Annotated in this window: 23 protein-coding genes; 11 read left to right on the top strand and 12 right to left on the bottom strand. The window is 40.5% G+C overall.

Going from position 1 to position 22,030, the window contains the following annotated elements; all coding sequences use genetic code 11:
* Genes rlmJ through NLF92_RS01075 form a run of 4 tightly spaced genes read right to left on the bottom strand, consistent with a single transcriptional unit; the run spans position 1 to position 4,398 of the window.
* Positions 1 to 870, bottom strand: coding sequence for a 23S rRNA (adenine(2030)-N(6))-methyltransferase RlmJ (gene rlmJ, locus NLF92_RS01060; protein WP_254097965.1), 870 nt, complete (start codon positions 868 to 870; stop codon positions 1 to 3).
* Between the two features lie 37 nt (positions 871 to 907).
* A complete protein-coding gene (locus NLF92_RS01065) occupies positions 908 to 2,227 on the bottom strand; it encodes a 2-oxo acid dehydrogenase subunit E2 (RefSeq protein WP_254097967.1) in 1,320 nt (439 codons plus the stop codon).
* Between the two features lie 9 nt (positions 2,228 to 2,236).
* The gene (locus NLF92_RS01070; protein WP_254097969.1) at positions 2,237 to 3,214 is read right to left on the bottom strand and encodes an alpha-ketoacid dehydrogenase subunit beta; all 978 of its coding nucleotides are present in this window, start codon (positions 3,212 to 3,214) and stop codon (positions 2,237 to 2,239) included.
* Positions 3,214 to 4,398: a thiamine pyrophosphate-dependent dehydrogenase E1 component subunit alpha gene (locus tag NLF92_RS01075; RefSeq protein WP_254098315.1), complete on the bottom strand. Its 1,185-nt coding sequence runs from the start codon at positions 4,396 to 4,398 to the stop codon at positions 3,214 to 3,216. Before NLF92_RS01075 ends, NLF92_RS01070 begins: the two co-directional genes overlap by 1 nt.
* A 145-nt stretch (positions 4,399 to 4,543) precedes the next feature.
* Between NLF92_RS01075 and NLF92_RS01080 the strand changes: the two genes are divergently transcribed.
* Positions 4,544 to 5,914, top strand: a complete 1,371-nt coding sequence (locus NLF92_RS01080) for an MATE family efflux transporter (RefSeq protein ID WP_254097971.1) — start codon at positions 4,544 to 4,546, stop codon at positions 5,912 to 5,914.
* A gap of 26 nt (positions 5,915 to 5,940) precedes the next feature.
* Here the strand turns inward: NLF92_RS01080 and rluF are convergent, their stop codons facing one another.
* Entirely contained in the window at positions 5,941 to 6,687 is a 747-nt protein-coding gene (gene rluF / locus NLF92_RS01085) for a 23S rRNA pseudouridine(2604) synthase RluF (protein WP_254097973.1), read from the bottom strand.
* 116 nt (positions 6,688 to 6,803) lie between these two features.
* Here rluF and NLF92_RS01090 point away from each other — a divergent pair, with 116 nt between their 5' ends.
* The gene (locus NLF92_RS01090) at positions 6,804 to 7,430 is read left to right on the top strand and encodes a methyltransferase family protein (protein ID WP_254097975.1); all 627 of its coding nucleotides are present in this window, start codon (positions 6,804 to 6,806) and stop codon (positions 7,428 to 7,430) included.
* Between the two features lie 98 nt (positions 7,431 to 7,528).
* Here NLF92_RS01090 and purC read toward each other — a convergent pair whose 3' ends face one another.
* The 3 genes from purC to dapA are packed head-to-tail and all read right to left on the bottom strand — an operon-like array spanning position 7,529 to position 10,235.
* Positions 7,529 to 8,242 (bottom strand): phosphoribosylaminoimidazolesuccinocarboxamide synthase, encoded by a 714-nt coding sequence (gene purC, locus NLF92_RS01095; protein ID WP_254097977.1) that lies wholly within the window; start codon positions 8,240 to 8,242, stop codon positions 7,529 to 7,531.
* A 14-nt stretch (positions 8,243 to 8,256) separates the two neighbouring features.
* Positions 8,257 to 9,351: an NlpB/DapX family lipoprotein gene (bamC, locus tag NLF92_RS01100; protein ID WP_254097979.1), complete on the bottom strand. Its 1,095-nt coding sequence runs from the start codon at positions 9,349 to 9,351 to the stop codon at positions 8,257 to 8,259.
* Between the two features lie 8 nt (positions 9,352 to 9,359).
* On the bottom strand, positions 9,360 to 10,235 hold the full coding sequence (gene dapA / locus NLF92_RS01105; protein WP_254097981.1) for a 4-hydroxy-tetrahydrodipicolinate synthase: 876 nt from the start codon (positions 10,233 to 10,235) through the stop codon (positions 9,360 to 9,362).
* A gap of 146 nt (positions 10,236 to 10,381) precedes the next feature.
* Here dapA and NLF92_RS01110 point away from each other — a divergent pair, with 146 nt between their 5' ends.
* Positions 10,382 to 10,921 (top strand): glycine cleavage system transcriptional repressor, encoded by a 540-nt coding sequence (locus tag NLF92_RS01110; RefSeq protein ID WP_254097983.1) that lies wholly within the window; start codon positions 10,382 to 10,384, stop codon positions 10,919 to 10,921.
* Positions 10,921 to 11,385, top strand: a complete 465-nt coding sequence (bcp, locus tag NLF92_RS01115) for a thioredoxin-dependent thiol peroxidase (RefSeq protein WP_254097985.1) — start codon at positions 10,921 to 10,923, stop codon at positions 11,383 to 11,385. Before NLF92_RS01110 ends, bcp begins: the two co-directional genes overlap by 1 nt.
* Before the next feature lie 231 nt (positions 11,386 to 11,616).
* Here bcp and NLF92_RS01120 read toward each other — a convergent pair whose 3' ends face one another.
* Complete coding sequence (locus NLF92_RS01120) at positions 11,617 to 12,702, bottom strand: AI-2E family transporter (protein WP_254097987.1); 1,086 nt, start codon at positions 12,700 to 12,702, stop codon at positions 11,617 to 11,619.
* 195 nt (positions 12,703 to 12,897) lie between these two features.
* On the opposite strand from NLF92_RS01120, the gene bepA reads away from it, so the two are divergent.
* Positions 12,898 to 14,352: a beta-barrel assembly-enhancing protease gene (gene bepA / locus NLF92_RS01125; protein WP_254097989.1), complete on the top strand. Its 1,455-nt coding sequence runs from the start codon at positions 12,898 to 12,900 to the stop codon at positions 14,350 to 14,352.
* On the opposite strand, the gene NLF92_RS01130 is transcribed toward bepA, so the two are convergent.
* Positions 14,338 to 14,826, bottom strand: coding sequence for a TlpA family protein disulfide reductase (locus tag NLF92_RS01130; protein WP_254097991.1), 489 nt, complete (start codon positions 14,824 to 14,826; stop codon positions 14,338 to 14,340). The genes bepA and NLF92_RS01130 overlap by 15 nt on opposite strands.
* Before the next feature lie 74 nt (positions 14,827 to 14,900).
* Between NLF92_RS01130 and arsC the strand changes: the two genes are divergently transcribed.
* The 4 genes from arsC to NLF92_RS01150 are packed head-to-tail and all read left to right on the top strand — an operon-like array spanning position 14,901 to position 18,244.
* Positions 14,901 to 15,260: an arsenate reductase (glutaredoxin) gene (arsC, locus tag NLF92_RS01135; protein ID WP_254097993.1), complete on the top strand. Its 360-nt coding sequence runs from the start codon at positions 14,901 to 14,903 to the stop codon at positions 15,258 to 15,260.
* Positions 15,261 to 15,263: 3 nt separating this feature from the next.
* Entirely contained in the window at positions 15,264 to 15,860 is a 597-nt protein-coding gene (wrbA, locus tag NLF92_RS01140; RefSeq protein ID WP_254097995.1) for an NAD(P)H:quinone oxidoreductase, read from the top strand.
* Position 15,861: 1 nt separating this feature from the next.
* Positions 15,862 to 16,284: a DUF2069 domain-containing protein gene (locus tag NLF92_RS01145; protein ID WP_254097997.1), complete on the top strand. Its 423-nt coding sequence runs from the start codon at positions 15,862 to 15,864 to the stop codon at positions 16,282 to 16,284.
* 1 nt (position 16,285) lies between these two features.
* Positions 16,286 to 18,244 (top strand): hypothetical protein, encoded by a 1,959-nt coding sequence (locus NLF92_RS01150; RefSeq protein ID WP_254097999.1) that lies wholly within the window; start codon positions 16,286 to 16,288, stop codon positions 18,242 to 18,244.
* Between the two features lie 87 nt (positions 18,245 to 18,331).
* Here the strand turns inward: NLF92_RS01150 and NLF92_RS01155 are convergent, their stop codons facing one another.
* Both NLF92_RS01155 and NLF92_RS01160 read right to left on the bottom strand, forming a co-directional pair.
* The gene (locus NLF92_RS01155; RefSeq protein WP_254098001.1) at positions 18,332 to 19,042 is read right to left on the bottom strand and encodes an HdaA/DnaA family protein; all 711 of its coding nucleotides are present in this window, start codon (positions 19,040 to 19,042) and stop codon (positions 18,332 to 18,334) included.
* Between the two features lie 51 nt (positions 19,043 to 19,093).
* Positions 19,094 to 20,239, bottom strand: coding sequence for a DUF2066 domain-containing protein (locus tag NLF92_RS01160; protein ID WP_254098003.1), 1,146 nt, complete (start codon positions 20,237 to 20,239; stop codon positions 19,094 to 19,096).
* Positions 20,240 to 20,340: 101 nt separating this feature from the next.
* On the opposite strand from NLF92_RS01160, the gene purM reads away from it, so the two are divergent.
* Entirely contained in the window at positions 20,341 to 21,381 is a 1,041-nt protein-coding gene (purM, locus tag NLF92_RS01165) for a phosphoribosylformylglycinamidine cyclo-ligase (protein WP_254098005.1), read from the top strand.
* A 2-nt stretch (positions 21,382 to 21,383) separates the two neighbouring features.
* Positions 21,384 to 22,025 (top strand): phosphoribosylglycinamide formyltransferase, encoded by a 642-nt coding sequence (purN, locus tag NLF92_RS01170; RefSeq protein ID WP_254098007.1) that lies wholly within the window; start codon positions 21,384 to 21,386, stop codon positions 22,023 to 22,025.
* Positions 22,026 to 22,030 lie beyond the last annotated feature (5 nt).

Here is a 22,030-nt window from a genome sequence, read left to right on the forward strand (position 1 = left end):
TTAATTAGGTACTTGGAGCCATTTAGCGCGCACTACAAAACGCTGTGAACTGACTGAATTCAAGATTTCAACTACTTCATTCAAACTGGTATGAACCTCCTCAAAACAACCGTATGGTAAATTTATACACAGCATTCCAGAACCAAACATACCGACAGCTGTAGCATCAAAATCAGTCATATACAGTTCAAACTGAGCAATATTTTTCGCCTCAATTGAGTGGTCTAATGAGTGACAAAGCTGTTCACTTAGTCCTGATTTAGGGCCTGCTTTGCTAGACAATAACGGATACCATAATAAATATGCTGCGGTTGGCCATTTCGGGAAATTTTCGCACAGTGCATCTTTTACCCAAGAGTATTCAGCTGTTTGCTCATAGGGTGGATCGATTAACACCAAACCTCTTTTAATCAAAGGTGGACAGAGTCGTTTTAAACCGACAAAACTATCTTCTTGGTATAAGTTAACCCCCTTTCCCCCAATGTTATTTTGTAACTCAGCAAACGCTTGAGGATGTAATTCACAGACATGCATTTGGTCATTCTCACGCAGTGCAGAGTTCAACAAATATGGACTCCCAGGTAGTTCACCATGCTGCAAACAACGTAGCAATACCGCGACGTATTCTTTAAGCAAAGGATGCTCTAAGACGGCACTAGCATCTACCAAATGTTGAGCACCGCTGGCAAATTCACCACTGCGTTGAATTTCAGAAGCTGCGAGAGGATATAAACCAGCACCACCATGAGTGTCAATGACTGTAAAAGGTTTCGTTTTCTGACTAAGTTTGCCCAACGTACTCAACAGTGTCATATGTTTGAGAATGTCGGCATGATTTCCTGTGTGGTAAATGTGTTGATAACTTAGCATAAGCACCTTAGCTGATTTTTTTGTATGATAACGTTATTTACCTTAAATGAGCCAGCATCTTTGTAGGATGTTGTAAAAACTTCAACCATAAATTATTAAATTTCACCATAGTAGCGCCATCAATAATACGATGGTCACCTGACCAGGATACATTCATGATAGCTTGAGAATGAATATTACCTGCTTCATCAAATCTAGGTAGTCGCTGTATTTTACCTACCGCGACAATCGCCACTTCTGGATGATTAATGACAGGCGTGGCTACTAATCCACCTATCGAGCCAATATTAGAAATCGTTATCGTCCCCCCTTGCAACTCAGATGCCTTAAGTTCTCCTGCTTTCGCCTTTTTAATCAATACTTGTACCTGCTGGGCTATTTCGAATAAGCTTTTTTGTGCAACATCTTTAATATTCGGGACTAATAACCCCTGAGGACTATCTACTGCAAAACCAATGTTATGCTGCCCTTTATATATTATTTCTTGCATATCAGCAGAAACTTGGCTGTTGATAATCGGATATTTATGGAGTGCTAATGATAACGCTTTGATCATAAATGGGAGTAACGTTAACTTAATGTCATGCAGTGCAAATTCAGGTTGTAATGCCGTTTGCATATTTAATAGATTTTGTATAGCACATTCATCTGTGACAGAAAAATGCGGTATTGTTTGTACCGAATTTATCATGTGTCGAGCCATTGCTGCTTGCATACCACGTAATGGAACAACGCGATCAGCTGTGACAGTCTGAACCGTTAGTGCTGCTGGTTGTGCCTCAAACTGCTGGGTATCGTCATTGGTATGATTGTCATTAGTATCATCGTAATTGCTATTGTTGACGTTGGGCAAATGCACACTCGGGTTACGTTCAGTTGTGTTACCCAAAGTGGTATTTTGTTCCAGTAGATCTTCTTTGAGCACTCGGCCTTTTTTACCTGAGCCTTGTACCGTTTGAATATTAATCCCTTGCTCTTTTGCAATCCGTCGAACAGCAGGACTCGCCAATACTTTTGACTGTGGAGGTTGAGAACCCAAGTTTGTAACTCGGTCTGGTTTGTTTACAGGAACTGATTTATTGACTAGATCTGATTTGTGTAGTGGTTCAGACTCGCAATGTTCATCTGGGATAAGGGCAAATAAAGGTGCATGAACTTTAGCAATATCCCCTACCTGATAATATAGCTTGGCGACTGTGCCACTGTGCATAGCGGGGATTTGTACGGTTGCTTTGTCTGTCATCACTTCGGCAACTGGATCATCTTCTTGAATAACTTGACCTTCACTGACGAGCCATTCTAACAACTCACATTCAACAATGCCCTCGCCTATATCGGGTAAAATAAACTCTTGCATCATGACTCCTTAATAATTCATCGTTGCGATAATGGCTTCATATGTTTTAAGCGCATCTGGCATATATTCTTTTTCATGGACTAATGGATAAGGGGTATCTAACCCACACACCCGCATAATCGGAGCCTCTAAAGATAAAAAACACTGGGATTGGATTTCTGCGGCTACCTCCGCAGCAAATCCAGCTGTAAGCGGAGCTTCATGGTTAATCAACAAACGTCCCGTTTTGACCACTGATGTACTCACAGTGGCGATATCCCAAGGTAAAATGGATTGCAAATCTATGACTTCACACGAAATTCCGTCACCCAGAGCACGTTGTGCCGCCTCTTGAATAATTTCGACTTGAGCGCCCCATGCGACTAATGTGATATCTGAACCGGTCTGCACAATATCTGCATGACCGAGGGGTAATTCATAGTCGCTTTCAGGTACATCCCCGACTGCAGCTCGATATAAGCGTTTGGGCTCAAAAAATATGACTGGGTCAGGTTCACGTATAGCGCTTAATAACAATCCTTTAGCCTGGTATGGATTTCTTGGGATAACGACTTTAATACCAGGGATATGCGCAAAAAAAGCCTCTGGTGATTGGGAATGATAATGCCCCCCTGCAATGCCTCCGCCATACGGTGTGCGAATCGTTAAACCGCCACAATCAAATTGTCCGCCTGAACGGTAGCGAAATTTTGCCGTTTCATTAATAATTTGATCAAACGCAGGGAAAATATAATCACCAAATTGGATCTCTGCTACTGGCTTACACCCTTGAGCTGCCAAACCATTAGCAAAACCAATAATGCCTTGTTCAACCAAGGGAGTGTTAAAGCAACGCTCACGACCAAACTCTTCTTGCAAATGACTGGTTGCTCTAAATACACCACCAAAATGCCCTACGTCTTCGCCTAGCACCAATACTTTGTTGTCTGCTCGCATTGCTGTAATGAGTGCGTTGTTAATTGCTTGCAATAAATTCATTTGCGCCATTACAACAACTCCCTTGCAGTCTTGGGATAAGCTTCTGGATATTTTTTGATATGTGCTTGGAGTGATTGTTTTTGGGTATCAAGATGTTTTGGTAAAACGGCATAAACATCAGCAAACAAGTCGTCTATCGATGCATAATCTTCTTTTTCGGCACGTTTTACTTCGGCTAATATTTCGGCCCGAGATTGTGTGATATAAGCATCTAAATGTTCCAAATCTAACCATGACTGGGCTATACAATATTTTTGTAAGCGAGCAATGGGGTCTTTTTCTTGCCATTTAACTTCTTCATCCGCACTGCGATAACCAGAAGGATCATCAGAGGTTGAATGTGCGGCCAAACGATAGGTCATGGCTTCAATTAACACTGGGCAGGATTCAGCTAACGCGATTTTGCGTGCTGCTTGCGTAGCAGCGAATACCGCCATCGCATCATTGCCATCCACTCGAATCGTTTTTACCCCATAACCAATACCTCTAGAGGCAATACCATCTCCAGCGAACTGTTCAGCCGTAGGTGTAGATATGGCATAGCCATTGTTGCGACAAAAAAATATCGTAGGACAATTGAGTACAGCTGCCATATTTAAACCTGCGTGAAAGTCTCCTTCTGAAGCAGCCCCCTCACCAAAATAACAAATAGTCAGTGCGGCTTCACCGGTGTACTTTTGACCAAAAGCATACCCTGCCGCTTGGGGGATTTGTGTGCCCAATGGGGACGAAACCGTCATAAAGTTAAGTGTTTTATCCCCATAATGAATGGGCATTTGTCGACCTTTATTGGGATCTAATTTATTACTGAATAACTGGTTCATAAACTGTGCAGTCGTGTACCCACGGTAGACCAGTGCGCCTTGCTCACGGTACTGTGACATAATCATATCAACAGGTTCTAATGCTGCTGTTGATGCTACAACTGCAGCCTCCTCCCCAGTACATGCTAGATAAAAACTAATCCGACCTTGCCTCTGGGCACTGACCATTCGTTCATCCAACAAGCGGGTATAATGCATGCTATATAGAATTTTTAGCGCTGATTCTTGGGTCAATGGTGACGGGTTATGACTTAGATATTCACCATTTGTATCCAGTAATTGCAACATGGGTATGGCAACGAGACCATCACTGATAATATTTACTTCTTGCGTCGTATTAATATGCGCAATATGATTGCGTTCATTAATGTTTGTCATTGGTTTAGCTCACGCGTGACGTTAAATTAATGTTAATAATGTTAACTAATTATACTGACGAGCGTGTTCTTAATTAAAAGGATTTTAAACGCAACCTTAGGATAAAAATTCCACTTAGTTTAATTAAACAGTGTTTTTGTCATCATTTAACGTCGAGTTCATTTTGCGTATAACCCAATTTAAATCTTTAATTACATTGGCTTGGCCCTTGTATATAGCCCTGCTGACACAAATGTTAATGGGCGTTGCCGATACTGTAATGGCTGGTCGTTATGGGACAGTTGATATGGCTGCAGTTGCAATTGGGGCCAGTGTCATTAATCCGATTATGTTTTTCATTCAAGGCATTGCTATGGCATTAGTGCCATTGGTTGCTTCATTACAAAGTCAAAAAAAACATACCGATATTAAACAAATAATCCAACATGGTGTTTTTATTCTATTCGTTTTGGGAATATGCAGTATCGGTCTCATTGAGCTTTTACCGTTTATCTTGCATGTATTTGGCGTCACTCAAGATATTTATCCTATTGTGCATGAATATTTGTATTATCTATTACTCTCAATGCCTGCTTTTGCTGTCTATCAAGGGCTCAGACAGTCATGTGAAGGTTTATCTATTACGCGCCCGTCAATGATCATCATGGTATTAGGGCTTATCGTTAACATACCAGCCAATGCGGTCTTCATTTATGGGATAGGACCGTTTCCAGAAATGGGCGGTGCGGGTTGTGGTTTAGCGACTATGATAGTCTGGATTACGATGTGTATAGCGACAATGTTATACTCTCATTACGCAACCAAGATGCAGGTTTTTGGTATTTTTACGTCGCTTACTACAATGCGTTTCAGCTTGTTAAAAACGGTGCTTGTGTTAGGTATTCCTATCGCGTTTACTCTGCTTACCGAAGTGACTTTATTTGCTATTATTGCGTTGTTATTAGCCCCCCTGGGCGCTATCCAAGTTGCAGCTCACCAAATCGCCCTAAACTTTTCCTCTTTAGTGTTTATGTTTCCTCTAAGTATTGGCATGGCGACCGCTATTAGAGTCGGTTACGAATATGGTGCTGGTGAATACCGACGTTGCCAACACACCATACAGGCCGCCACTATTTTAACCACCTGTGTCTCCATAATAACAGCGACACTGACCATAACTTTAGCTAATGCGATCGCGAATTTATATACCAGTGAAATGCCGGTGGTTGAACTCGCGATTTCAGTCTTGTTTTTAGGTGCCCTATTTCAAATATCAGATGCCATTGGTGTTGTATCTGCAAACGCCCTCAGAGGATACAAGGACACGAATTGGTTATTTATTCTTTCGTTAATCAGTTATTGGGTGTTAGGCCTTCCTATAGGGTACATTCTGGCACTCACTGATAATTGGGTACCGGCCATGGGGGTGCAAGGATTCTGGATTGGCATTATTGTTGGTCTCACTGTTGGAGCTATTGCATTTTTCACACGTATTTATTTATTACAACAAAAACTTAAGCCCGTTTAGTTCTCGCCTTTCTATTTCGACTATTTCTATTTCGGGCTTGCTGTTTTACTTGAGTGGGCAACAGAGGTTTGCAACATTGCCAATTCGCTAGCACTTAACTCTCGCCAAGCGCCTTTGGGTAATCCTTTTAAGGTTAAATGCATAATGCGTGTTCTGACCAGCCTTTTTACTTCATAACCACAGTACTCGCACATCCGACGAATTTGTCGGTTTAACCCTTGTGTTAAAACAATATCAAAAGACATTTTCCCCTTCTGGGTAAGCTGACAAGGTTTAGTGACCGTATTTAATATTGGCACCCCAGTTGCCATTTTCTTTAAAAAACTAGGAGTTATCGGCTTATCTACGGTAACCCGATAAAGTTTATCATGTGCATTTTCAGCTCTAAGAATTTTATTGACGATATCACCATCGCTCGTCAATAAAATTAGACCTTCTGAGGGTTTATCTAGTCGGCCAATTGGGAAAATACGTTTGTCATGACCAATCGCATCAATAATATTTCCTTTTATATGTCGCTCTGTTGTACACGTAATGCCTACCGGTTTATGGTAAGCAATATACACACGGTCCGATTTATCACTGGCCACTTGGTTAATTCGTTTACCATGCACACTTACTTCATCATTATCAGCAATTTTAGTGCCTAATTCAGGGGCTTTGCCATTCACCAAAACAGCACCTTGCTCAATCAGCTTATCTGCCTCACGTCGCGAGCAGTACCCGGTATCACTGATGAATTTATTTAGTCTTTTAGTCGTAGTTTTAGTCATAATTTTATTTATTTTGTTAAATATCAGGGTTTATATGATTAAATGAATGGTAAAAAGATTTGTCTACTATGCTTAATAGACAAACAATCGATAACTAACCTGACTAAGGTGTTCTCATGGAAACGTTCCAAGACACAGAGTTTCAAACATTTATTGCATATTTCTTAGCTGCATTCTACTCTGTTGTTGCCCTATTTTATAGTGTGATGATTAAAATCAGGGGAGCTAAGCAATGTGACGCAACATTAGTTAATATGGGGCAGAAGCATAGCTTGCACTGGTGGAACCATTTGGTCTTTAGAGTCTTTCGAGGCGCGATATGGTTTATGTGTGTTTATCATGTATTTGACCCAAGTATTGCACAAACACTTATCCCTTTAACGAGTCTACAGTACCCCATTGTTCATTTTACAGGAGCGGTGATGATGCTGTTAGGTTTTACATTAGCTATTTATTGTAATTTTATTTTAGATACCGCGTGGCGCTCAGGAATTGATAATCACTCGAACCCTGGCTTAGTGACGCGTTTGATTTATGCACGAAGCCGAAATCCATCATACATTGGAGTCGCCACATCGCAAATGGGGTTCTTCCTAGCGTGGCCTAATGTATTCTCATTGGTTTGTTTAATTGTCGGCTTGATAGCGCTGAGAATTCAGATTGGTCTAGAAGAAGTCTTTCTTAATGATATGTACAATGAAGAATATCAGTCCTATATTCAAAAAGTGCCTCGATATTTCTAGCACTAGCATTACCATGCAAAAAAGACGTACATAAAAAAAGCTGTGGCGCAATTAATTGATGCGACACAGCTTTTTTGTATTGGCTCTAGACGTTTGTATTAAAGATCTAACCCCAAGCGTTTTGCCACTTCAATATAGGTTTCAACGACGCTGCCAAGACCTTGACGGAAGCGGTCTTTATCCATTTTGTTACGCGTTTCTTTGTCCCATAAACGACAACCATCCGGAGTAAATTCATCGCCTAAGATAATATTACCTGCACTATCAACACCAAACTCCAGTTTATAATCAACCAAGATCATACCGCCATTTGCAAATAGTTCAGATAAGACAGTATTCACTTTAAACGTCAACTCTTTCATGCGGGATATTTGTGCTTCAGTCGCCCAACCAAATGAAACGATGTGATAGTCATTAATCATAGGATCGTGGAGTGCGTCGTTCTTTAAGAAAAACTCAAACGTTGGGGGATTTAAATCCATCCCCTCTGTCACACCCAAGCGACGACACAAAGACCCGGCAGCAACATTACGAACCACACATTCAACAGGAATCATATCAAGTTTTTTAACCACGGATTCTGTATCAGAAATTAAAGATTCAACCTGAGTTTGTACACCAGCGGCTTCCAAATGCTGCATGATAAAGTGATTAAACTTGTTATTCACTTCACCTTTACGGTCAAGTTGTTCAATCTTCTCACCATCAAAAGCAGAGGTATCGTTACGAAACTCTAAAATCAAATGTTCAGCACTATCGGTATGGAAAACTGTTTTTGCTTTACCACGATATAATTCATCACGTTTTTGCATGTATAAAACCTAAATTAAAGATCTAAATTATCTTGTTGAAGAATCTCAGCAAACTCTGGATAAATACCTGAAAGGGATGCTGGAGTAAAAGGTGTTGCTTGTTCATCCATAAATGTCACTGTTGTCTGGTCACTTGATAACGCCGTTAATTGAATACGGTAGTCATCTTCTTCAAGCGGTAATCCTTCATCCGAGAATAGTGAGAACCAAGAGCTATCTTCTGCGCCTTGGTAGCTGACAAAAATTAAGCCATTAGATTTATCTAAATCTTTTACGTTAAAACCTAACTTACGTAACACCAGCTGAAATTTGGGCCACGCAATATCGTATTGTGTATTCAGAACAAGCGCTGGATTACCAGATTTATCAAACCCTTCATCAGTATTAATACCACTTCGAATTTGTGACATCCGTTCTAATGCTTGGACTTGTTGGCTTTGGGCATAACGCTGTAAAATCGCATTTAACAACTCCGCTTCCACCTCACGTTTCACAAAATCATCTAAAGAGTCAACCAAATCGTCTCCTTCGCTGACCACAAAGTCTGTTAACTCCGTTGTGACAGTGGCTGTTCTACCGTGGGAAGCTGGCGCGATGGTAATTTTAAAACGCTTACCTAATTCCTTATCTACGCTATTCAGTGCATACCAAGGAGAATTACCTTCTAACACTTCAATAATCCAATCAGTTTGGATGACTGAACTATCTTCTGAAAGCAATGTGTAAGGGATGCTTTGGGCGTTTAAATAACCAATAACTTGGTTCGCAGTATAGGATAATACACTCACTTCATTATCTAATTTATCAATCACTACCGATGAAGTAAGTGCACCCTCTTCTAAATAAGTACCAGAAGGAGTCGCCAAAATAAGCGATGGTGAAACTACTGGAAGATTTTTACCAACCGGTTGACCATTATCTTCAATAGCTGGAATGATATACTGCAGCGAAGTTTTTGGTACAGACAGTCCCTCAGGAATGTCCGGTTGACCAATAGTTTTATATTTCGTATGAGCTAAACTGCCAGACGCGATTCTTCGCTCTTCTATTGAAGAACAGCCTGAAAGTGCAATGACTAACAGACTTGTGAAACAAAACGACTTTCTCATCGATAACCTTATAATTGATATTCTTTAATGGTTGCTTCGATTTGTTTTTGACTAGAAAGTTCCGGTAAAACAAGCGGTAATCTAATCGCTGGAGAATTTATTAACCCCATTTTATACAGTGCCCATTTAGGGATCACAGGGTTTGATTCTATGAACAAATCAGTGTGTAACTTTTCAATACTTGCATCTATTGATTTAGCTTTTTCAATGTTACCAGATAAAGCTTCTTCGCACATTAATTTCATTTGCTTAGGAACAATGTTCGCTGTAACAGAAATCACACCATGCCCACCATTACACATAAATTCGCAACCTGTAGCGTCATCACCGCTCAGAATCAGGAAATCCTCAGAGACCAAACTTTGCAGCTCTGTTAATCGAGACAAATCACCAGTAGCATCTTTTAAGCCAACAATCATAGGGTGTTTAGCCAGTTCTGCGACAATGTCCGATTGCATATCCGCAACGGTTCGACCCGGCACGTTATATAATATAATAGGTAACGTGGCCTTATCCGCAAGCGCTAAATAATGAGCTAGAATTCCTTTTTGTTGGGGTTTGTTGTAATAAGGTACAACGCTCAAATATCCATCAACTCCCAAATCAGCCATTTGTTCTTGCAGAAAGATCGCTTCTTCGGTCGAATTTGCACCACTGCCTGCAATACATTTAATACGGCCAGCGATAGCTTTGACCGTTGCTTTGATGACATCAATGTGTTGGGTAAAAGACAGAGTCGCAGACTCCCCTGTTGTGCCAACTGATACAATCCCATGAGTGCCTTGTTCAACATGGAAGTCAACAAGCTTTTGTAGTGCTGGATAGTCTACCTCTCCGTTTTCTAACATAGGGGTGACTAATGCAACATAACTTCCTTTAAACATACTATCCTCAAACAACAAAATAATTTCCCTAATTTTAACAGGTCAAGGATGCTAAGCAATACTACATTGGTAAAATAAATTCTCCCGAGGTTGACGGTTCTAATGAAGGTTGGAATACTATATACAAACATATTCAAACAGACGTTATGAAACAACAACTTATTTGCACATTTCTCGGGGAAAATCGCACCGGTTTACTTAGTCAATTAGCTAAAGCCGTCAACGCTGCAGGTTGTAATATACTTGATTCACGTCAGGCTAACTTTGGCACTGACTTTTCTTTGACCATGATTATTGAAGGACATCATCCTGAAATCACCAAAGCAGAAATTTCATTGCCAGCACTTTCCAGTGAACTTGAACTATTAAGTCTGCTAAAACGTACTAAAGCGCATGCCAAACAAAACATAGAACATTTGTTGTCTTTAGAGTTTTCTGGACCAGACACGCCGGGTTTACTCGAAAAAGTATCGGTCTTCTTATCTAGTCATTCGGCGAGTATTAACGCTTTGAGACAAAAATCGTCGAGTGTTGATGATAGTGAAAATGTCAGGTGTAAAATTGTTGTCAGCATTCCTGATGACCTTGATGTAGATGCTTTCTCGACAACAACAAAACGTTTTTTCGATAGTTTATGTTTGACCTGTACTATTACTGATAAGCATCATATTAATTGGAGCGAATAATGCAAACTTTACAAGCAGGCCAACCGGCCCCTTCTTTTTCTCTACCCAACGAGAATGGAGAAATCGTTAATTTAACTGACTTAGCCGGTAAAAAGGTATTAGTCTATTTCTATCCAAAAGCCATGACACCAGGCTGTACCATTCAAGCACAAGGCCTAAGAGACGTACATACAGTGTTAGCTGAAAAAAATGTCGTCGTGTTTGGCGTTAGCCCTGATGCAGTAAAACGCTTACCTAAATTTATTGAAAAAGAAAATCTAAACTTCTCATTACTTAGTGATGAGGATCACAAAGTAGCTGAAGCGTTTGGTGTATGGGGAGAAAAGAAATTCATGGGCAAAGTCTATGATGGTATTCATCGGATTTCTTTTTTAATCGACGAAAAAGGTCAAATTGAACATGTATTTGATAAATTTAAAACGAAAGACCATCACACCACGGTATTAGGTTATTTAGAAAACTAAGCATGGTGTGGTGGTTCAGTCGCTATTTTTTTAGTTATGCTTTCCGTCATACATTTCAATGTAACGCAGTTAAAAAAATACCCAACATTGTTTGGGTATTTTTTTGTCGCTATTTTAGCGTTGGTTGATATTGGTATTTTGGCACTTAATATACTCTGCTAGTCTCCTGATATTGCTCATGATACTACCCATGATACTACCCATGATATTCCCCATGATACCCGCATGATATTAGGCTTCAGCAGACTTTGGTGGCTCAGTTTTGGGGCGCCACTCTGGTGTCCATGCATGGATAAGTGCCTTGACCAAGGTTGCTAATGGAATGGCAAAAAACACCCCCCAAAAGCCCCAAATCCCTCCGAAAAATAACACTGCTATAATGATATATAAAGGATGCAAACTGACTGCTTCTGAAAATAGCAAAGGGACTAATAAATTCCCATCCAATGCTTGAATGATCGCATACACCAGCATCAAATAACCAAATTCAGCACTCCAACCCCATTGAATAAAAGCGACTAGTGCAACGGGTATTGTTATTACAGCCGCTCCAATATAAGGAATTAAAACTGATAGCCCAACTAACACACCTAATAAAATTCCGTAACGCAAATCCATTAAGACAAAAGCGACACAGGATATGGTGCCAACAATGATGATCTCAATGACCTTTCCGCGTATATAGTTAGCAATTTGCACGTTCATTTCATTGGCAACCTGGCGAATCAGACGACGTTCTTTAGGCAATAAATTAGCAATATTACTCATTAATGCGTCTTTATCTTTGAGCATAAAAAACATCATTAGAGGTACCAGTATTAGATATATCAACAACGCACCAATATTGACCAACGAAGCAAATGATATACTAATAATATCCTCGGTCGCCCCAACTAATTTGAGGTTAATATCGCCCATAATGCTTTCAATTTGCTCTGCCTGCACTAATTCCGGATAACTTTCCGGCAATGTGACTATCCAGCTTTGAATTTGTTGCCAGATAACGGGGATTTCTTCAATAAAATTAATGCTTTGTTGAGAAATGGTAGGCAGTAAACTCAGCGTTAAAATAAAAGTAAAACCGATAAAAAGGAACAATATCACTGCTGTGCTGAGTGTTCTCGATGCCCCTTTATTACTTATTTTGGTGACAATACCGTCGAGTAAATACGCCAGCACGACTGCCACTAAAACAGGCATTAAAAAACCACCCCAGACAATCAATACCACACTGATGGATAAAATAAAAATCAGTAACATCAATGCATCAGGATCTGAAAACTTGCGTTGATACCATTGTTCAATCATTGAAAACATTGTGCGTTGGTTCCTTTTTCGTTTTAACATCTATATAGTAAAGAAATATTAAGATGAGGACTAGATTTTCTTTCTTAAAAGGAACTTATTGACCTCAAAACTATCCATTATTTAGCTTTCATTGGATAAGTTAGGTTGCTAAAAACACGCATATCTAGCGCTAAATTTAAAAAATCACAATTCTGGGGAATTTTTTTGCGTTTTCATATCGCTTTTCTTACATCACTTATCTACTGCCTAACAGCTTCTGTTGCTAGCGCACAAGTACTTAATAATAAAAACTCTTTGCCTGAAATCGGTGTTGTTGCAGCGAATACCTTGTCTTTAGATGAAGAAGTGGCAATCGGTAACATTTTTTATAGTCAGTTACGTGGTCAGGCAGGTGTGTTACAAGATCCCGTCGTTAACCAATATATTCAGTCCCTTGGCAATGAAATGGTGATACATGCGCAGAACACTAAATTCCCGTTTACTTTTTTCGTCATCAATAATTCTGCGATTAATGCAATGGCATTTTATGGGGGGCATGTAGGTATCCATACAGGTTTGGTTTATCACGCTGATACCGAGGCTGAATTAGCAGCAGTCATTGGTCATGAAATTGCGCACGTTACCCAACGCCACATTGTTCGCAAAAAACAAGCTATGGAAAAAACCTCCCCGTTACAAGTCGCTTCTATGATCGGTGGTGCATTATTGATGATGGCCTCGCCTCAGGCTGGACTCGCTTCAATCTACGCAGGTCAAGCAGGCATGATTCAGAATGCGATCAATCACACACGAACACATGAGAGAGAAGCTGATAGAATTGGGATGAAAATTCTAGCAGAAGCTGGATTTGACCCTTTTGCTGCAGCGAGTTTTTTTAGCAAAATGCTTGAACAAAGTCGCTGGGGCTCTATTCCCCCCGCATTTTTGTTAACTCACCCTCTTTCTCAAGAGAGGGTTGCAGAAGCGCGGAATCGAGCTGAGAATTTACCGAGTCAAAATCGCCCTAGTTCAATGATGTTTCATCTTGTTAAAGCTAGGATCCATGCTCGCTATATGTACTCGGCACAAGCAAGCTTGGCTTATTTTACCAATGCCAGTATTGCCAAAGATTGGCCTGATTATGCCTGGCAGTACGGTTTAGCCTTGGCTTATATGGGAGTTGAAAAGTATGCCGAAGCTCAACGCATCCTTGAGCAACTTCTCTTAACAGCACCAGAAAATTTCGCATATTTGGATGCCATGACGGATACTTATATAGGACTATCTCAGGTACCTAAAGCCATTCAACTATTAGCGCCTATCAATCAAAAAATTCCGAATAACCCGGTAATTACACTGAATCTTGCAAATAGTTATATAGAAAATAAAGAATGGGATAAAGCTACAGAGTTACTCAAAGATTTCTTGATGGTGCACAACAAAAGTCTATTGGGTTTCTCTTTGATTAGTGATGCTTATGCCCGTTCTCAGTCACGTCTTAATATGCACCAAAACAAAGCTGAAATGTATGCCCTGATGGCCATTTATCCCAAAGCGATTGATGAACTGCAATTTGCCTATAATTTTGCTGAGAGTTATTTGTTAAAACAACGTATTCGCGCTCGCATAACACAATTTAGAGAAAGCCAAGAACGCATGCAAAAATTAGCGGGAAGCTAATAATATTTCGACTTCTTTGACAGCGGCTTGTAATGAGTCAAAAGTTTGTTCTCCCAATAATGGCGGGAAAACTTTCTTCTCATAAGTAATAAACGTTGCTGGTAAATATGCAGGAGGTGTTATTGGGAAATGTTCACCGACCTCAGCCAATACGGGAAACTGAATATCGTATTTAACTCGAAGTTGATTGACGGCTGCAACATCTAAGGGGTCATAGCTTACAGCAACGAAAACAACGTGTGGTTGCGTTTGTGCCCAGGAGTAGAATTCATTGAGTTCTGGTATTTCTTTCAAACAAGGTGCACACCACTCGGCAAAATAATTGACAATGAAAATTTTTTGATTAAGTTCTGACCAACGATATCCCTGCCCTGTGGAATCGTAAAAGTCATTATTTTGAGACTGGTAAATGACTAGCCCTAGCGACAAACTTAGTATGCCTAACAAGATATATAAAAGTACATGTTTCTTCATTGTCGTTATTCTTATTGTAGTTTATATTGCCAGTAGCACTTTAACATGAACCAATATAAAAGTTGATTATTACCATGTCTGCATTACGTTTATATCATAACCCACGTTGTTCAAAATCGCGACAAACACTCGCGTTGCTAGAACAGAACAATATCACAGTTACACCTATTTTATATCTCCAAACAGGTTTGACAGAATCTGAAGTTTTACGCCTCAAGAAAAAATTAGGTGTGACTTCATTATTGTCTATGATGCGCCCTAAAGAAGCAGAGTTTGCCGCACAAAAGTTAACCAAAGCCAGTGACGAAGCCGCGTTATTAGCCGGTTTATTAGCTGCACCAAAACTATTGGAACGCCCCATTTTGGAAACCGAAGACGCTGCGGCAATTGGCCGACCACCAGAACAAGTTCTCGCCATCATTGATCAAGGATAACATATGTCTTCGTCGTTTATCTTAGTGGCTTTTTATAGTGTGCACGGTGGTACACAGCTTTTAGCAGAAGCCATTGCAAAAGGGGTTGAATCGTGTGGTATGGAGGCTAAAGTACGGCAAATCCCACCGGTAACATCTAACCTTGACGGACATGCGAAGGCCGTTCCGGAGGCCGGAGCACCATTTGTACAACTATCAGATTTAGAAGAATGTGCAGGACTAGCGCTAGGCAGCCCGACTCGGTTTGGTAATATGTCTGCAGCTGTTAAATATTTTATTGACCAAACCCTAGCTCAGTGGTTAGCTGGCTCACTCATTAATAAACCAGCTAGTGTATTTACTTCTACTGGCTCTATGCATGGTGGGCAAGAAGCGACCTTGTTGAGTATGCAAATACCTTTGTTACATCATGGTATGTTAATTTGTGGTTTACCATATAGTGAAGCTGAGCTCCATAGTACCCAGTCTGGAGGGACACCCTACGGCCCTTCGCATGTCGCTGTAAACAAAACGCCTACACTCAGTGATGCAGAAAAAGCACTGGCATTTGCTCAGGGTAAAAGATTAGCTATGATAGCTAAAAAATTAGAGGCTCACTAATATGCAAGTTTCACCTTACACAAATACTATGCGAAAAATGGCATTATTTGGCTTTATAGGACTGTTAGCTTGGTCTGCGGTTTGGCAATTTTGGTTGGTTGCAGAGCAAACGTACTCTACAGCGTTTATTCTAATTTTCTATATTTTGCCCTTATTGTTTCCTGCAAAAGGCATTATCCAAGGTAAGCCATACACGCATGCTTGGGCAAGTTTTTTGGTTCTTTATTACATGATGCATGCTATTACTGTCTGGTATGCTGTGCCTGAGCAATGGCTCTTTGCGTTTATTGAGCTTCTGCTTGCTATCCTTATGTTTGTGGGATGCAGTGGTTACGCGAGACTAAAAGGACGAGAAACCGGTAGTGCACTACCTAAATTAAAAGATGTTATGGAAGCTGAAAAAAAACGTTTTGAAGGTGAATGATATGTTTAAAAAGTTACTTCTTACAACAGCGGTATTAACTTTATCAGCATGCGGTGGTGGTGGTAGTTCTGCAACGAACACACCTAATAATGGACCGAATACGCCTACAGCACCACCCTCCAGTGCTTTTGCTCCACTAGCTACGGAAAATGGACTCGCTATTTATGGCGATGCGCAATACATAGCAAATAGTAATGGAGGTTTGGCATTAGTACCCACATCGGGTGCCAAGCTGGTTGATGTAACTTGGCGCCAAACATCAGGCCCAACGATTGATTTAATATCTCCTCATACTCCAACGACCGGTTTTATCGTACCACAAGCTGGCTCTTATAGTTTTTCAGTCAGTGCCAAAGTGTGCAGTACAAACAAAAACAATTCCTGTGCAACAGCCCCCGTGCTGAGCAATGTTTCTTTTTCTGCAAGTAATAGTACCAAACTAGCGAATATTCGTATGGCACACAGTGCGGTTGAACAAGGTCGTGTCTCATTTCGAATCGACCCAGCTAGTGGCTTAACCGTAAATTCTGCCGAATGGTCAATTGCAGCGAAAAGTACCCCTAATGCTGCTGAGATTGCGTTTGAAGTCCAAGACAACCGAGTCTTCTTTGCCGCACCAGAAGTGTCTCGTGATAGCGTTTTTAATGTGCAGGCGGATATCGTATTGAGTAACGGTCAAACGGTGACAGAGTCGGTGTTACTAGGTGTGCGAAATGCAGATATAGATGAACAGAACGGTTATTTCCCGCGTTATTCAGAGAATATCGTTACCGAAAACATGTTCCCTTACCATGCAGACTCTCCTTATGCAGATGATTTACAAGTCTGTATTTATAGTAATATCTTAAATGAATCATGTCGCTTTAGCCGCCTTCCTTTAATCGGTATGGAAAACATGGATCCTAGTGTTGAGGATATTTTAGACAGAACACTCGTATCTCACCCCTGGATGGGAGATCGTTTTAAACAATACTTGGAAAGCTCAGCAGTCGGTCCGGACATGCTGCGACTATTAAGAGGTGTCACTGGAATAGTCATATCTTATGAAGTGCGCCCTTCGTTTTATTGGTCTGCCACTGGTGCTATATATTTGGATGCCGATAATTTCTGGTTAACACCACTTGAGCGCGATACTTTAAACGAAGCTCCTGATTATCGTTCTGGTTTTGGGTCTGAGTTACAATTTATTGTCCCTTGGCGCTATGTGAAAAATAACGATTATTATCCTGCTGGTTCCTATGCTGTTGCTGATAGAAGGACTCGTTCTTTCTCTGATTTAGAAGCAGACATTTCGTGGTTAATGTACCATGAACTTGGTCATGCTAATGACTTCTTTCCACCAAGTACTTGGGCCAAACTTGCCACTTCATTGAGTCCACTTACTGCCATTAACCGAAGCTCACAAAATCCTGATTCAGATTTATTAGCACAACAGTTGCCATTGCGTTCCGATGAACTCAAAGCATTTGCTAGGGTAAATTTTGGTGGCGATGATGCCACTGAAGCGCAAAAAGATACGACTGCTCAAACCATTGCAAACTTATTTTCCAGTGATGTAGCGACATCTTTTTATGCGTTTTATACGACGCGTGAGGACTATGCTTTGTTATTTGAAAAGTTTATGATGAAATATAGACTGGATGCTGATTCTGATATTGCGGTTCTGGCCAGCAGAGATGTTGATCCTAGTCTTCGTGTGGTATGGGGACAAAGAAACCGTTTTAATGATGTAGCATTACAAGATAGAGTATTGTTTGCCGTCGAGCGTATTTTGCCAGAGTTAAATGCAGCGGGTATTCAACAAAATCTTCCTAGTCCAATATTCATGGATACCACAGCCGATTGGTTTGATAATCTTGATATCAGCGGCGCAAATAAGGCCGCCAAGGCAATGCAGTTGACCGATCAACAACGTGCCTTACGTTTGCAACAGGACTTACTGAATCACCATCAACACTAATCTAAAAACCTCTAAACATATCTCTCACATAAAGCATGAGAACAGAGATACTTTTAGAGGTTTTTTTATGTTCGATATTCGACGTCTTTAACTCGCATCTGAAGCTGCGAACCAATCTTTGATAAGTGGGATCGTAATGGCTTTTTTTTGACTTAGCGCATGCAAGTCAATTTCATCAATATACGATTTTAGAATACTGATGTCGCGAGGGAAGTGATTCAACAAATAACGCAATGATTGGTCTTGAAACTTTACCTGTTTTGACTCGATATACCGACTTAATGCCGTGTAAATCTGAGTATCGTCCAACTGAGCTAGATAGTAAGTTTCCCCCCAAACTAGACGAGAGCGCAGATCAGGTAATGTGAATTCAGCATCATCGTATTTCTTTTGACTCGTTATAATAATACTGTGCCCATGTTCTAGCACACGATTAATCAAATCAAACAGCGCAAACTGCCACTGCGGGTTTGGTAATAAACTATCGACATTATCTATACAGATGAGATGATTTAACTCCAAACCGTTTAACACTTCCCTGGCATCATTCGTTGCTTGAAAAAATGGCGCTAACGAAGCAGCATCTAAAAACATAAAAGGATGTTCGTTGGGTTGGGCTAAACATACTGCATTGAGCAAATGTGACTTACCAGATCCTGTTGGTCCATAAACAAAAACAATCGATGCTTTTTTGGTATGAATATTTTGTAAGGAATGACACAAAGGAATATCTGGATCCACAACAAAGCTTGCAAAATCTTGCTTTGGTGACACGTTAATTGACAAAGGAAGTTGCATAGCTGCGACCATCAGATAATAAATTGTGTTGACTGCGATAAAGTATAACGACTATGGCATACGATTGAAATAAAGATGTGGTAATGGCTCCATCGATGGTCGGCTTGCTTGACCTGTTAGTTGAGATAAATCTTCTGTTTCATCGCCCCTGAAGTGAGATTCGCTGTTCTTTGTTTTATCAACAAGGGTCAATACTTTTGCGTTTTGTTGAATTAACTTTGCTAATTGTTCTGGCGGCCCTAATAGTGACACCGCAAATGTAGAACGCTGCCCCATTTGTGATTGTAAGGTTATTTGCTCAATAATATTTAGCCCTTTTAGGTAGGCTGTTACCTGAGCCAAATCAGTCAGCGATCCCATATTATCGATTGTTACCAGCGTTTTAATTTGTTCGCCTTTGGCAAACAAAGTGGTATCAATCGCATATTCCTGTGCAATCACTTCTGCGTAGTCGTTCACAAAACTCATTATGGCTGATTGCTCATCAGCACCAGTGTACGAACCTAACTGCAACGAATGTTCAGTTTTAATAAAAGAGTCAAGTTGCCAATTGAGTTCCTGATTCACAAACAGTTTTATCGCGACTACGTAATCTGGCGAATAGCGCCTAGAACTTTCAAATATGACATCAACAAACTGTCCCCAAATATCTATTTCATTGACTTGACTTAGGTCGGTTAAATCATACAAAGGTAAAGATACCTGCAGTCCTCGGCGATCGAATGCGTCGCGGAGCATAGAGTGATGAGTGCTGATATTGCCATCGCCTATTAGCATGCGTTCAGAGTTGGAAGGTTCATCGACAATCATCCACACCAGAGTTTCGGGTCGAGTGTCACTCATAAGTGGTAAAGCATTGCGTTTTAACCAAGTGTGTAGTTTAGATTCATTAAACTCCACTTCTAAAGTTAAGGTATCATTTGCAATAAAACGGGTCGCTTCCACATAAGCACGACTTTGTTTTAGCAAGGCTGTTACCTCTGGCGCATCTAAAATTTGTACGCTGCCTGACATTTTAATTAAAACATTTTGCAACGCACTTTTAATGGCTACATTTTGTGCACTTGACGATTGGTTAGCAACTGGAACTTGAGAGAAGTTCAACGGGGTATAAATAGACGCAAAAACACAGCATGGCAAAAAAATAAACCAAACAATCAATAGATTAATTGCTTTTTGTGTCACGTTTCTATTCAACGGATATTCCTTGTTCTTGATATCTGTACAACTTTATAGTGATATTGTTATGTATTTCAACGTATAATGCACGGGTTTATTTTATATGAAAGAGAGCGAACGTGAGTAAATCATCCCCTTCCCTAAGTTATAAAGATGCCGGAGTCGATATCGATGCCGGTAATGAATTAGTTGAACGTATAAAATCGGTAACTAAGAAAACACATCGTCCAGAGGTCAAGGGCGGCTTAGGTGGTTTCGGTGCACTCTGCTCATTACCAAGCAAATACAAAAACCCACTGCTGGTCTCAGGAACTGATGGTGTGGGTACTAAACTACGTTTAGCTATGGACTGTAACGAACACAGTGGTATCGGCATCGACTTAGTGGCAATGTGTGTCAATGATTTAATTGTGCAAGGCGCGGAACCACTATTCTTTTTGGATTACTATGCTACAGGTAAACTTGATGTTGATGTGGCAGTTGACGTAGTTTCTGGAATAGGCAAAGGTTGTGAAATTTCTGGTTGTGCTTTGATTGGCGGTGAAACCGCTGAAATGCCAGGGATGTATCATGGTGGCGATTATGACGTTGCAGGTTTCTGTGTCGGCGTAGTAGAAGCTGAGGACGTTATTGATGGTACACAGGTAAAAGATGGCGATGCTTTAATTGCCCTAGCGTCTTCTGGCCCACATTCAAATGGCTTCTCCTTAATTCGTAAGATCATTGAAGTCACCGAGGCTGATATTTCTGCAGAGCTAGAAGGTAAATCCATCCAAGCACACTTACTAGAGCCAACACGTATTTATGTGAAGAACACACTTAAGTTACTAGAGAGCGTCAAAGTGTCTGCTATTTCTCACATTACCGGTGGTGGCTTTTGGGAAAATATTCCTCGGGTGTTACCGGATAATCTTCAAGCTAACATTGATAAATCCACATGGACTTGGCCTGCAATATTTTCCTGGTTACAAACCCAAGGTAACGTGACTGAACACGAAATGTATCGCACGTTCAACTGTGGTGTTGGCCTGATTTTGGCATTACCTCAAGAATCCGTTGAGGAAGCTTTAACCATCCTCAATGAGCTGGGTGAAAATGCTTGGCAAATAGGTACTATTACAACTAAAACTGGCTCAGAGTCAGTTGTAATGAGCCGTTAAGCGTGAAGATAGCAGTTTTAGTATCAGGTAACGGCTCAAATTTACAAAGTATTATTGACCACGTTACCCAAGGAAAGATACCAGGCGAGATTTGTCTCGTATTATCCAATGTTGTCGGAGCATATGGCTTAGAGCGCGCTCAACAAGCAGGTATTGCGACTGAAATCCTAGCGAGTAAAGACTCTGGCTTATCTCGTGAAGAGTATGACATAGAGTTAGACAAGGTCCTTGCTAAATATGAACCTGACCTCATAGTTTTAGCTGGTTTCATGCGTATTTTGTCATATGCTTTTGTAAAACAGTATGAAGGCAAGATGATCAACATACACCCATCTTTATTACCAAAGTACAAAGGGCTGCATACTCACCAGCGCGCTTTAGAAAATAAAGATACTGAACATGGCGTATCTGTTCATTTTGTCACTGCTGAGCTCGATGGTGGCCCTGTTATTTTACAGGCAAAAGTACCTATTTTTGCTGAAGATGATGAGACGATATTAGCAGAGCGTGTACAACAACAAGAACACGTCATTTATCCTTTGGTAGTGAAATGGTTTGTGGAAAAACGTCTCACCATGTCAGATGGTGCCGCTTTTCTTGACAACGCCTTATTACCAGCAAAAGGTTACGCTGCTGAAGAATAACAGTA

Origin of the sequence: Opacimonas viscosa (assembly GCF_024199005.1) — a bacterium.
In the GTDB taxonomy this organism is placed as follows: Bacteria; Pseudomonadota; Gammaproteobacteria; order Enterobacterales; family Alteromonadaceae; genus Opacimonas; species Opacimonas viscosa.